At 62.8% G+C, this 12802-nt stretch carries 9 protein-coding genes and 1 tRNA gene; 4 read left to right on the top strand and 6 right to left on the bottom strand.

The features are described from left to right. Positions 1-113: 113 nt before the first annotated feature. A complete protein-coding gene (gene gltB / locus NKI70_RS14215; RefSeq protein ID WP_352568147.1) occupies positions 114-4844 on the bottom strand; it encodes a glutamate synthase large subunit in 4731 nt (1576 codons plus the stop codon). Between the two features lie 475 nt (positions 4845-5319). Between gltB and NKI70_RS14210 the strand changes: the two genes are divergently transcribed. After that, the gene (locus tag NKI70_RS14210; RefSeq protein WP_352576130.1) at positions 5320-6372 is read left to right on the top strand and encodes a threonine aldolase family protein; all 1053 of its coding nucleotides are present in this window, start codon (positions 5320-5322) and stop codon (positions 6370-6372) included. A 90-nt stretch (positions 6373-6462) separates the two neighbouring features. Here the strand turns inward: NKI70_RS14210 and NKI70_RS14205 are convergent, their stop codons facing one another. After that, positions 6463-6927, bottom strand: a complete 465-nt coding sequence (locus tag NKI70_RS14205; RefSeq protein WP_023675381.1) for an Hsp20 family protein — start codon at positions 6925-6927, stop codon at positions 6463-6465. 474 nt (positions 6928-7401) lie between these two features. Here NKI70_RS14205 and NKI70_RS14200 point away from each other — a divergent pair, with 474 nt between their 5' ends. Further along, positions 7402-8373 (top strand): alpha/beta fold hydrolase, encoded by a 972-nt coding sequence (locus NKI70_RS14200; protein ID WP_352724675.1) that lies wholly within the window; start codon positions 7402-7404, stop codon positions 8371-8373. A gap of 20 nt (positions 8374-8393) precedes the next feature. On the opposite strand, the gene NKI70_RS14195 is transcribed toward NKI70_RS14200, so the two are convergent. The 3 genes from NKI70_RS14195 to NKI70_RS14185 all read right to left on the bottom strand — a co-directional run bounded on the left by NKI70_RS14195 (position 8394) and on the right by NKI70_RS14185 (position 11048). Continuing rightward, positions 8394-8903, bottom strand: coding sequence for a DUF1579 domain-containing protein (locus NKI70_RS14195; RefSeq protein ID WP_352724674.1), 510 nt, complete (start codon positions 8901-8903; stop codon positions 8394-8396). Positions 8904-9004: 101 nt separating this feature from the next. Continuing rightward, positions 9005-9778 carry a histidinol-phosphatase gene (hisN, locus tag NKI70_RS14190; protein ID WP_352576136.1) on the bottom strand — a complete coding sequence of 258 codons (774 nt, stop codon included), beginning with the start codon at positions 9776-9778 and terminating at the stop codon, positions 9005-9007. Between the two features lie 328 nt (positions 9779-10106). Next, positions 10107-11048: an N-formylglutamate amidohydrolase gene (locus NKI70_RS14185; RefSeq protein WP_352488728.1), complete on the bottom strand. Its 942-nt coding sequence runs from the start codon at positions 11046-11048 to the stop codon at positions 10107-10109. Between the two features lie 153 nt (positions 11049-11201). Here NKI70_RS14185 and cpdR point away from each other — a divergent pair, with 153 nt between their 5' ends. Together cpdR and NKI70_RS14175 are read left to right on the top strand one after the other, a co-directional pair. After that, entirely contained in the window at positions 11202-11564 is a 363-nt protein-coding gene (gene cpdR, locus NKI70_RS14180; RefSeq protein ID WP_006199474.1) for a cell cycle two-component system response regulator CpdR, read from the top strand. 104 nt (positions 11565-11668) lie between these two features. Beyond that, positions 11669-11743: transfer RNA gene (locus NKI70_RS14175), tRNA-Val, on the top strand. A gap of 66 nt (positions 11744-11809) precedes the next feature. Here NKI70_RS14175 and fcl read toward each other — a convergent pair. After that, entirely contained in the window at positions 11810-12772 is a 963-nt protein-coding gene (gene fcl / locus NKI70_RS14170; protein WP_352724673.1) for a GDP-L-fucose synthase, read from the bottom strand. Positions 12773-12802: the final 30 nt, after the last annotated feature.

Below are 12802 nucleotides of genomic sequence, written 5' to 3'. Positions count from 1 at the left end.
CTGGCGACGCACCCGTTAACCTCATAAGGCAGCTGTGGCAACCTTCAGTCCGAGGTCAGGATTCTTGATGAAGATGGTTGCCGGGACGCACGGCCTCCCGGCAATTTCCAAATCTATTCCGCCGCCACGTTCATGCGCATCCGCTCCATCTCGATCAGCGCGCGGCGGTATTCGACCGGCATGATCTTCCGGAATTTCGGCCGGAAAGTCGCCCAGTCGTCGAGGATTTCGCGACCTCGTACCGAGCCGGTGTAGTGGACGTGGTTGGAGATCAGCTGATAGAGCCGCTCCTCGTCATGGCTGGTCATATCGCCGGATACGTCGACACGGCCCTTATGGTCGAGATCGCCGCCATGGTGGAGCAGCTTTTCCATCAGGTCGTCCTCTTCCGGAACCGGCTCCAGCTCGACCATCGCCATGTTGCAGCGTTCGGCGAAATCACCCGCCTCGTCGAGCACATAGGCGACGCCGCCCGACATGCCGGCGGCGAAGTTGCGGCCGGTCTGGCCGATGACGACGACGATACCGCCGGTCATGTATTCGCAACCATGGTCGCCGACACCTTCAACGACGGCGGCGACACCCGAATTGCGCACGGCAAAACGCTCGCCGGCAACGCCGCAGAAATAGGCCTCGCCCTCGGTTGCGCCGTAGAGCACGGTATTGCCGACAATAATGGACTCGGCAGCAACGATTTTCGTGTTCTCCGGCGGGCGGATGACAATGCGGCCACCCGACAGGCCCTTGCCGACATAGTCGTTGGCAGCGCCCACCAGTTCGAACGAGACACCGCGCGCCAGGAAGGCGCCAAAGGACTGGCCGGCCGTGCCGGTGAGCTTGACCGAGATCGTGTCCTCGCGCAGTCCCTTGTGCTTGAAGCGCTTTGCCACCTCGCCCGACAGCATGGCGCCGGTCGAACGGTCGACGTTGCGGATCGGCAGTTCGATACTGACCGGCTGCCTGGCTTCGAGCGCCGGCTTTGCGAGTTCGATCAGCTTGCGGTCGAGCACGTCGTCGATCGGATGCTTCTGCCGCTCGGTCCAGTGCACCGCCTCGTGCGGCGCATCGGGCTTGTAGAACATCTTGCTGAAGTCGAGCCCGCGTGCCTTCCAGTGCTGGATCAGCTCGCGCTTTTCCAGAAGGTCGGTGTCGCCGATGATCTGGTCGAGATGGGTGTAGCCCATCTCGGCAAGCAGCGCCCGCACCTCTTCCGCCACATAGAAGAAGAAGTTGATGACGTGCTCGGGCGTGCCCTTGAAGCGCTTGCGCAGCACCGGGTCCTGTGTCGCGACGCCGACGGGGCAGGTGTTGAGATGGCACTTGCGCATCATGATGCAGCCGGCCGCGATCAACGGCGCGGTCGAAAAGCCGAACTCGTCGGCGCCGAGCAGTGCGCCGATAATGACGTCACGCCCGGTGCGCAGGCCGCCATCGACCTGCAGCGCGACGCGCGACCTGAGGCCGTTGAGCACCAGCGTCTGGTGCGTCTCGGCAAGGCCCATCTCCCACGGGCTGCCGGCATGCTTGAGCGAGGTCAGCGGCGAGGCACCGGTGCCGCCGTCATAGCCTGATATGGTGATGTGGTCGGCACGCGCCTTGGCGACGCCGGCCGCAACCGTGCCGACGCCGACTTCCGAGACCAGCTTGACCGATACGTCGGCCGCCGGATTGACGTTCTTCAGGTCGTAGATGAGCTGCGCCAGATCCTCGATCGAATAGATGTCGTGATGCGGCGGCGGCGAGATCAGGCCGACGCCCGGCGTCGAGTGCCTGACCTTTGCTATGGTCGCATCGACCTTGTGGCCCGGCAGCTGGCCGCCCTCGCCGGGCTTCGCCCCTTGCGCGACCTTGATCTGCATCATGTCGGAATTGACCAGATACTCGGCCGTGACGCCAAAGCGTCCCGAAGCGACCTGCTTGATTGCCGAGCGTTCGGGGTTCTTGCCGCCGCCCGGCAGTGGCAGATAGCGGTCGGCCTCTTCGCCGCCCTCGCCGGTGTTCGACTTGCCGCCGATGGCGTTCATGGCGCGCGCCAGTGTCGTGTGCGCTTCCCTTGAGATCGAGCCAAAGGACATCGCCCCGGTCGAGAAGCGCTTGACGATATCGGCCGCCGGCATCACCTCGTCGAGCTTGACCTTCTTACGCCCGGTCTCTTGCGCAAGCTTGATCTTGAACAGGCCGCGAATGGTCTGCGCCTGCGCCGTCTCGCTGTCGATCTGGGCGGAATAGTCCTTGAACGTCTCCCACGAGCCTTGGCGCACGGCGTGCTGCAAGGTCGCCACTGCGTCGGGCGACCAGATATGGGCCTCGCCGCGCATGCGGAACATGTATTCGCCGCCGACCTCGAGGCTGTTGCGCAGCACCGGGTCGTTGCCGAAGCCGTCGGTGTGGCGGCTGACCGTTTCGGCGGCGATCTCGTCCAGCCCGACGCCTTCGATCAGCGTCGCCGTGCCGGTGAAGTACTTCTGCACGAAGTCCGACTTGAGCCCGATGGCGTCGAATATCTGCGCGCCGCAATAGGACTGGTAAGTGGAGATGCCCATCTTGGACATCACCTTCAGGATGCCCTTGCCGATCGACTTGATGTAACGGGAGACGACTTCGTAGGCGTCGACCTCCGCCGGCAATTCGCCACGCTTGTGCATGTCGAGCAGCGTGTCGAAAGCGAGATAGGGATTGATCGCCTCGGCGCCGTAGCCGGCGAGACAGCAGAAATGATGCACCTCGCGCGGCTCGCCGGATTCCACGACGAGCCCAACCGACGTGCGCAATCCCTTGCGGATCAAATGATGGTGCACGGCCGCAGTCGCCAGCAGTGCCGGAATGGCGATGCGGTCCGGGCCGAGCTGACGGTCCGACAGGATGATGATGTTGTAGCCGCCGGCGACCGCCGCCTCGGCGCGCTCGCATAGCCGGTCGATGGCGCCCTGCATGCCGGCCGCGCCTTCATTCGAACCGTAAGTGATGTCGATCGTCTTGGTGTCGAAACGGTCTTCGGTGTGGCCGACGGAGCGCAGCTTCTCCAGATCGCCATTGGTCAGGATCGGTTGGCGCACTTCGAGCCGCTTGCGGCGCGAATTGCCGACAAGATCGAAGATGTTGGGCCGCGGCCCGATGAAGGACACCAGGCTCATCACCAGCTCCTCGCGGATCGGGTCGATCGGCGGATTGGTGACCTGTGCGAAATTCTGCTTGAAATAGGTGTAGAGCAGCTTCGATCTGTCCGACATTGCCGAAATCGGCGTGTCGGTACCCATCGAGCCGACCGCTTCCTGGCCGGTGGTCGCCATCGGCGACATCAACAGCTTGGTGTCCTCCTGGGTGTAGCCAAACGCCTGCTGGCGGTCGAGCAGTGAGACATCCCTGCGCAGGGCGCGCGGCTCGACCGGGTTCAGATCCTCGAGGATGAGCTGTGTGTTGGCGAGCCAGCTCTTGTAGGGGTGCCTGGTCGCGATCTCCGACTTGATCTCCTCGTCGGAAACGATGCGGCCCTTGTCCAGGTCGATCAGCAGCATGCGGCCGGGCTGCAGCCGCCACTTCTTGACGATCCTTTCCTCCGGCACCGGCAGCACGCCGGCTTCCGAGGCCATGATGACGCGGTCGTCATCGGTGACGATGTAGCGCGCCGGCCGCAGCCCGTTGCGGTCGAGTGTGGCACCGATCTGGCGGCCGTCGGTGAAGGCAACCGCCGCTGGCCCGTCCCACGGCTCCATCAGGGCTGCGTGATACTCGTAGAAGGCCTTGCGGTCCTGACCCATCAGCTTGTTGCCGGCCCAGGCTTCCGGGATCAGCATCATCATGGCGTGGGCGAGCGAATAGCCGCCCTGCGTCAGGAATTCGAGCGCATTGTCGAAGCAGGCGGTGTCGGACTGCCCTTCATAGGAGATCGGCCACAGCTTCGAGATGTCGTTGCCGAACAGTTCGGAATCGACCGAGGCCTGCCGCGCCGCCATCCAGTTGACGTTGCCGCGCAGCGTATTGATCTCGCCATTGTGGGCGACCATGCGGTAGGGATGCGCCAGCTTCCACGACGGGAACGTGTTGGTCGAGAAGCGCTGGTGGACCAGGATCAGCGCCGTCTCGAAACGCGGGTCGGTGAGGTCCTTGTAGTAGGCGCCGACCTGATAGGCCAGGAACATGCCCTTGTAGACGATGGTCCGCGACGACATCGAGACGACATAGAAGCCGTTGTCGACGCCTTTGGTCTCTTCGTGGATACGGCCGGAAATGACCTTGCGCAGGATGTAGAGCCGCCGCTCGTAATCGTCGTCGTTCTCGATCTCGGCGCCGCGGCCCAGGAACACCTGCCGGTGCACCGGCTCGGAAGCGGCGATGTCGGGCGCCTTGGACAGCGATGAATTATCGACAGGCACGTCGCGAAAGCCGAGCAGCGGCTGGCCCTCGAGTTGCGCCACCTCGGCGATGATGCCTTCGATATGCGCCTGCAGCTCCGGGTCGCGCGGCATGAACACGTGGCCGACGGCATAGTGGCCGGGCTTCGGCAGTTCGACCCCTTGCTTGGCCATCTCCTCGCGGAAGAAGCGGTCCGGCAGCTGCACCAGCACGCCGGCGCCATCGCCCATCAGCGGATCGGCGCCGACGGCGCCGCGATGCGTCAGGTTTTCGAGCACGGCAAGGCCGTCCTCGACGATCTGGTGCGACTTCACGCCCTTCATGTTGACGATGAAGCCGACGCCGCAGGCATCATGCTCGTTGCGCGGATCATAGAGGCCGTGCGCGGCATAGCCGGTGCTGGTTCGCCCAATATTGGTCAGGGACGGATTTTTGACGACTGCCGCTTTCGTCTGCGCGGCCTTCGTCGCAGATGGCGTCATGTCCGTCATCGTCCTGTCCTCCGTTCCGTCCCCTTCGGGCGCTGGTTTCCGTCGGGAAGCGCGTGGCTCCCCTTTCAATCTTGCGGCACGTCTTGCGAAATTCTTGCCGACCGTGCGGCTTTCCGCATCGTTCGCATATGGTATTCGTACAGGCCGGAGCCAGGCTGTCTAGCTGTCGCTCGCGGCAATGCCGCAGAGGCGCAATCATATGCCAATGCGGCCAGTTTTGTGCGACAAAATAAGACAGCACTACTGTCCTAAATTTTTATGACAGAAATTTTGGATGCACACAAGACCGATTCACAAAATTCTTGAGGCTTTCGCGACAGAAAATTGCGCGGAACGCCGTGTCAGCGTAGCCTTCAGTCGCTGCATCTACGCTCATGCGTTTCGCTGGCTTTAGCGGATTTTCGGCATCTGCCACTTGCGGCCGGCATGCGAAAGCGGCCAAGCTCGCATCGATTTCCCCAGCATAGGCAGACGCATGATTTTCGCTTCCGACAATTGGGCAGGCGCCCATCCCCGTATCGCTGCCGGCCTGTCGGGCCATGCCGACGGCTTCTCCACCGCCTATGGCGACGGTGCCCTCGACAAGGCCGTTTACCAGCGCTTCAATGAAATCTTCGAATGCGAGGTCGCGGTGTTTTTCGTCGCCACCGGCACCGCTGCCAATTCGCTGTCGCTGACTACCTATAACAAGCCAGGCGGCATTTCCTTCTGCCATCGCGAATCGCACGTCATCGAGGACGAATGCGGTGCACCGGAATATTTCACCGGCGGTTCGCGGCTTTATACAGTCGAAGGCGCACTCGGCAGGATCGATGCCGGCAATCTGGAACGGGCGGTGGACCGTTTCGCACCCGAAAACGTCCATTCCGGGCGGCCGGTTGCCGTTTCGATCACCCAGTCGACCGAAGTCGGCACCGTCTACACGCTGAACGAAATCGCCAGGATTTCGGCGATCGCAAAGCAGCACGGATTGCCGCTGCACATGGATGGGGCCCGCTTTGCCAATGCGCTCGTCGCGCTGGAAACGACGCCGGCCGAAATGACCTGGAAGCACGGTGTCGACATCCTCTCCTTTGGCGGCACCAAGAATGGCTGTTGGTGCGCCGAGGCGATCGTGCTGTTCGACCTCGAGCGAGCCAAGGAATTGGCCTTTTTGCGCAAGCGCGCGGCCCAGCTGTTCTCGAAATCGCGCTTCATCGCCGCGCAATTCGATGCTTATTTCAGGGGTGGGCTATGGCTCGACACAGCACGGCACGCCAATGCGATGGCGGCACGGCTTGCCGCGGCGATAGAAGATTCCCCTTCGGCCCGGCTGGCCTGGCTGCCGCAGGCGAACGAGGTCTTCGCAGTCATGAAAAAGGCCGAGGCCGAAAGAATGCAAGCGGCAGGGGCGGCCTTCCACGACTGGCACAGGCCGCTCGGCTACGACAGCTACATTGGCGAAGACGAAGCGCTCTATCGCTTTGTCACCAGCTTCGCGACCACGCCCGACGAGGTCGACCGTTTCGGCTACCTGCTCGCCGGATAGCAAGCCTTGCCCACCAGCAAAAAGAGCGGCGCATTGCTGCACCGCCCTTTCTTCCCGGGGAGTTGGCGTCCCGGAGTTTAGCTGCCTGGCTTAGGCGGCAGTCTTGGCCTCGATCTGCTTGGCCTTGGCCGGAGCCGAGGTGATCGCGATCTTGCGCGGCTTCAGCTCTTCGGGGATGTTGCGCTTGAGGTCGACGAAGAGCAGGCCGTTCTTCAGCGCGGCGCCGACAACCTCGACGTGATCGGCAAGCTGGAAGCGGCGCTCGAAGGCTCGGCTGGCGATACCGCGATAGAGCAGTTCGGAGCCTTCGCCATTGCCTTCCTCCTTGCGCTCACCCTTGACGGTCAGCACATTGCGGTGAGCTTCGATCGAAATCTCATCTTCCGAGAAGCCGGCCACAGCCATCGAGATGCGATAGGCATCCTCGCCCGTGCGCTCGATGTTGTAAGGCGGATACGTCTGGCCTTCCGGCTGCGCAAGCGAATCGAGCATGGTGAACAGCCGGTCAAAACCGACGGTCGAACGGTAGAGCGGGGAAAAATCAACGTGACGCATGGTGTGTTCTCCTGTTGAGCAACAAGGTTGCGTATGGCCGGTGCGAAACCCGTGACGGCGTTCCGGATGGACCAGCGGCCCCGACATTGGCGACCGCATAACAAATTTGGGAAGCCGGCGACGGCATTTCAAGATTTTCCCGCGTCCGAACGGAACCGGTCCCGGCCCACGTCCCGATGCCGATGAACGGCAGATGAACCGTGGCTTCGGCGAGCGTTCAGCCAGGCGGCACTAAAACTGTTCTCGAGATCACGAACAGGTCGCCGGAAAAGGCGACACGACGAGGCCGAACCGGGTGTAACGTCCCTTCCTCCCGGTCGACAGAGGCCGGAAGCACGCCAAGGCTGCTTCCGGCCTTACTTGTTCGCTGCCTGGGTCGACCTCCCCGGCGTCCCGAATTCCTTTTGCTTTTGGCGCATGGGCGTTTATGCCTGACTTGCGCCCACGCCGGCACCGACACCAACCAAACACCGTATGACCGATCTTCTCCACCAGCCCCCTCTCTTCCACGAAACTCCGGGCAATCCGCTGCCGGAAAACACGGCCGGCGGCTTCTTCACCACGCGCGACGGCAAGAAGATCCGCTATGGGCTGTTTGCCGCGGTTGCCCGCCCGATGAAGGGCACCGTCGTTGTCCTGACCGGCCGCAACGAGTGCATCGAGAAGTATTTCGAGACCATTCGCAACCTTACCGACCGGGGCTTTGGCGTGGCAACCCTCGACTGGCGCGGCCAGGGCGCTTCCGACCGGCTGATCGGCGACCGACAGCGCGGCTTCGTCCGGAGCTTCTTCGACTACACCGGCGATCTGGAGCAGTTCTTCGAGGAGATCGTGCTGCCCGATTGCCGAGGACCCTACTACATACTGGCCCATTCGGCCGGCGCGGTGATCGCGCTGCTCGCCGCGCCCTCGATGGCGAACCGCGTGCGCCGCATGGTGCTGATCGCACCGTTCTTCACCGTGCCGGACCTGCCGGTTTCGGTAAAAACCGTCCGCCGCATCTGTTCGCTGTTCTGCCTTCTCGGCCTTGGCCGACTCTATGCCGCATGGGGGCCGCGGCCCAAGGAATCGGTGCCCTTCGCCATAAACAAGCTGACCAGCGACCCGGAACGCTATCGGCGCAATACGCTGATCTACGAAACCTATCCGCAGCTGGCGCTCGGCGGACCGACGATCTGCTGGCTGAAGGCGGCCACGGAGGCATCCTTGATCGTCAGCGACCCGGATTTCATGGCCAAGATCCAGGTGCCCTTGCTGATGATCGCCGCCGGCGCCGACCAGGTCGTCTCGACCAGGGCAGTCGAAGCCTATGCGAGACGTCTGCGCGTCGGCTCGCTAGTGATGATCGACGGCGCCCGCCATGAGATCCTGCAGGAAGCCGACCTCTATCGCGAGCAGTTGCTTGCGGCATTCGATGCCTTCATCCCCGGAACCGGTGACGTCTGAGCCACATACCTCGTCCGGCTTCAGCTCGTGCGGGCGAAATCCATGATCCAGTTGGTCTCCCATGCCTTGCCGCCGTCCGGCGAAAAGGCCTGCTCCCAGCGCGCCGACCCGTCCGTGATCCGCGACCACAGGAAGCGGACCTGGATCGGCTGGCCGTCGAAGACGTCTTCGCACAGGAACGTGCCGACGCCCGCCACGAAAGTGCCGCGCATCGGAACATCGATGGTCGACGGATTGCGGCCGTCGATCCACCAGATCGACCATTGCCTCGCCGCCGGGTCGAAGGTCCGCAAGGTGGCGGCGCGATAGGGCCCGCCGGGCAATTCAATCCAATTGTCGTCGACATTGCCGAGGCCGCCAAGGATCGGCCGCACCTCGCACGTGCCGCCAAACACATCCCAGTTGCCGTCGCCCTGCAGCCGCTTCTGCAATCTTCGATGGCCGACGGTCCAGCGCCCGAAAAAGAAATCGAAATCGCTCCGCCCGTCCGCCGGAGCATCAGAATGGCTGGCTGCTGGCTGCGTCGACATCTATGGTCCTCCCGGCTGACAGCGTTTCATAGCGCATGCCAACTGACATCAGCCTGTCAGGAGGTATGGCAACGATCTTGCCTGGGCAGCAATGGCCAATCTCAGCCGCGCAGCGCCGCCATCGCGGCTGCGTGCAGCTCTGGTGTCGCCGCTGCCAGAATGTCGCCGCCCTTTTCCGCCGGTCCGCCTTCGAAAGTGGTGATGACGCCGCCCGCCTTCTCGATGATCGGGATCAGCGCGACGATGTCGTAGGGCTTCAATCCGGGATCGGCGACGATATCGACGCTGCCCGCCGCCACCATGGCGAAGGCATAGCAGTCGGTGCCGTAGCGGGCGAGTTGGACCTGTTGCTCGAACAGGTCGTAGCGCAGGCGCGCGTCTCCCTTGAACAGCGCCGGCGTGGTGGTGAACAGCGTCGCCTCGGCGAGATTCGTCGTCTTGCGCGTCGCGAGTCTTCGCGGGCCACCGGGACCTTCATAATGCGAGCCGGAGGCATTGGCGTAGAACAGCTCTCCGGTGAAGGGCTGCGACATCATGCCGGCGACGGCATCGCCGTCGACCGTCAGTCCGACCAGCGTGCCCCATACCGGCAGGCCGGAAATGAAGGCGCGCGTGCCGTCGATCGGATCGATCACCCAGACATGCCGGCTGGAGATGTTTTCGCCGCCATGTTCCTCGCCGAGAATGCCGTGATCGGGGTACTGCGCTGATATCAGCGCCCGGATGGCGCGCTCGGCCTCGCGGTCGGCCTCGGTGACCGGGTCGAAGCTGCCGCGCTCCTTGTTGGTGACCGCGCCCTGGTTGCGGAAGCGCGGCAAGGTCTCGGCTGCGGCGGCACGCGCAATGCGCCGCATGAACTCGATGCTGATGTCCAACTGATTCTCCCGCTCCAGCATGTTTGGAGATACCCGTTTGCCTACGGATTTATGCCGAAACAAAGGCGTTCGGAGCCTTTCGCATGGTGCCAACTGTTGCTCGAATGCAACGCCGCCGTCATGGAAATGCAATTTCCACTTCACAGTGAATTAAAAAAGCCGGAACGCGCCTTGACATTTGTGCAGCGCACAATACGTTTGTTCTCGGACAGGGGTTCCTGTCCATGCCCTCCTTGGGCGTTTCCTCCCTAGACTTCGACCGTGTCGTGCAAACGATGCGGTCTTTTTTTACGCTGCCGCATGAGCGGCGAGTACCGCGATTCCGCGGCTATTCGGCGGCCAGCGGCAGATCCATGAAATTGTGATCGGGCATCGCCATCAGTTCGGCCGAAAACCGCGCCAGATCGTCGGCCAGGGCGTCGAAACCAGCCGATCTCTGGAACGTCCGCTCATTCATGTAGAGCCCGCGATTGACCTCGATCTGCAGCGCATGCAGATGGCGCACGGGGCGGCCATAGTGCTCGGTAATGAAGCCTCCGGCATAGGGCTTGTTGTGGGCGACGCTGTAGCCCATGCCGGTGAGCAGGCCGATCGCCGTCTCGGTCAACGCCGCCGCGGCGGAAATGCCAAAGCGGTCGCCGACGATGAAGTCCGGCCGCAATCCGCTGTCGCCGACCCTTATGCTTGCCGGCATCGAGTGGCAGTCAATCAGCACGGCGTAGCCGAAGCGCGCATGGGTTCTGGTCAAAAGCCGTTTCAGCGTCTCGTGATAGGGCTTGTAGACCGCTTCGATGCGCGCCACGGCTTCCGCCAGCGGCAAGCGGCCGGAATAGATGTCGAGCCCCTCGCCGACCAGCTTGGGCACGGTGCCGAGCCCGCCGGCCACCCGCGCCGAGCGGATGTTGCAGAATGACGGCACCGGTTCGGCGAACATGCGCGGGTCGAGTTCCCACGGCTCCCGGTTGACGTCGAGATAGGCGCGCGGGAAGTTTGCCGCCAGCATCGGCGCCCCGAGCGCGACGGCGCCGCCGAACAATTCCTCGACATAGCAGTCCTCTGAGCGGCGGATGGCGTTGCGGTCCAGCTTGGCCATAGCCATGAACCGGTCCGGATAGTAGCGGCCGCTATGCGGCGAGTTGAAGAGGAAGGGAACGCGCTGTTCGGCGCCCGATCGGATTTCGAAGGGAGGAACGACCGAAAAATCCTCGGCTGCCGTTTTCAATTTGAACGAACCCGGGAATACCAATGCATCATGATAGGAAAGTGCCACCTCGCCGCCCGCATGTCCAGCCGCCGAAGCGCAAGCCAAAACAGGATTGTGCGCCCAACGTTCACTTGATGTTTACCGTCGCCTCCTCATATACAGCATGGTTAACGGGCTTGCCGCACGGCATTGTCGGTTGGGTGATTCGGACGGGACAAGATGGCACGCATTCTGCTGGCGGAAGACGACGACGACATGCGCCGGTTCCTCGTCAAGGCGCTGGAGCGCGCCGGTTATCAGGTCAGCGATTTCGACAATGGCGCCAGTGCCTATGAGCGGCTGCGCGAGGAACCTTTTTCGCTGCTTTTGACCGACATCGTCATGCCCGAGATGGATGGCATCGAGCTCGCCCGTCGCGCCACGGAGATCGATCCCGACCTCAAGGTGATGTTCATCACCGGCTTCGCCGCCGTCGCGCTGAACCCTGATTCCAAGGCGCCGAAAGACGCCAAGGTGCTATCGAAGCCGTTCCACCTGCGCGACCTCGTCAACGAAGTCGAAAAGATGCTGCAGGCCGCCTGACGCGCTTTTTGTCGCGTCTTGACCGACGCCGCAAGCCAGCCATTCTTTCCCCTTTCCCGCTATTGACGTGCAGAACCAAAAATGGTGTATGCGCGGCTTCGGATGGGCGTGTAGCTCAGCGGGAGAGCACTGCATTGACATTGCAGGGGTCACAGGTTCAATCCCTGTCACGCCCACCATCCAGACAATCCCTCAATTGGCCGTCGGTATTTTTCGTCGACTGACGTTCCCGGCCTATACCGGCCTCAGGCGGCGCCGAGGCGGAGATCACCGGTCTCGACGTGCTGGAGAAACCAGGCATAGGTCTGTTCCAATCCGCTGCGCAGCGAGTAGCGCGGGCGCCAGCCGGTGGCGAACAGACGCGACACGTCCATCAGCTTGCGCGGCGTGCCGTCCGGCTTCGTCGCATCGAACGTTATCGCAGCATCGGCGCCAGCGACCGACACGATGGTGCGGGCAAGGTCGGCAATGGTGATGTCTTCCCCAGAGCCGACATTGATGTGGCTGTCGCCCGAATAATTCTTCAGCAGCCAGACCAGCGCGTCGGCGGCGTCGTCGACATGCAGGAACTCACGCATCGGCGTGCCCGATCCCCACACCTCCAGGGTCTTGCGGCCGGCGCGCCTGGTCTCGTGCGCCTTGCGCATCAGAGCGGGCACGACATGGCTGGAATTGAGGTCGAAATTATCGCCCGGGCCGTAGAGATTGGTCGGCATCGCCGAGATGTAGTCGACGCCGTGTTGGCGCCGATAGGCCTGGCACAGTTTCAGCCCGGCGATCTTGGCGATCGCATACCATTCGTTGGTGGGTTCGAGCGGCCCGGTCAGCAAGGCGTCCTCGGAGATCGGCTGCGCCGCGAATTTGGGATAGATGCAGGATGAACCGAGAAACAGCAGCTTCTGCACCTCGTTGCGGAAGGCGCTATCGATGACATTGTTCTGCATGACGAGATTGTCCTGCAGGAAATCGACGGGAAGCCTGTTGTTGGCCAGGATACCGCCGACCTTGGCCGCCGCCATTACCACTGCATCCGGCTTGCGGTCGGCCATCCAGCGCCGCACGCCGGCCTGGTCGAGAAGATCGAGCTCGGCGCGCGAGGCGGTCAGGACCTCGCAATCCTCATCGGCCAATCGGCGCAGGATGGCCGAGCCGACCATGCCGCGATGTCCGGCCACGAAAACGCGCTTGCCCTGAAGGTCGAAGGTCATCAGCTTACCCCAATGCAGAACGGCAGCTAT

The sequence above is a fragment of the Mesorhizobium sp. M0500 genome (genome assembly GCF_040321165.1).
Lineage (GTDB): Bacteria > Pseudomonadota > Alphaproteobacteria > Rhizobiales > Rhizobiaceae > Mesorhizobium.
Note: the sequence above shows the minus strand (reverse complement) of the source record. Positions and strands in the feature narration are given on the sequence as shown.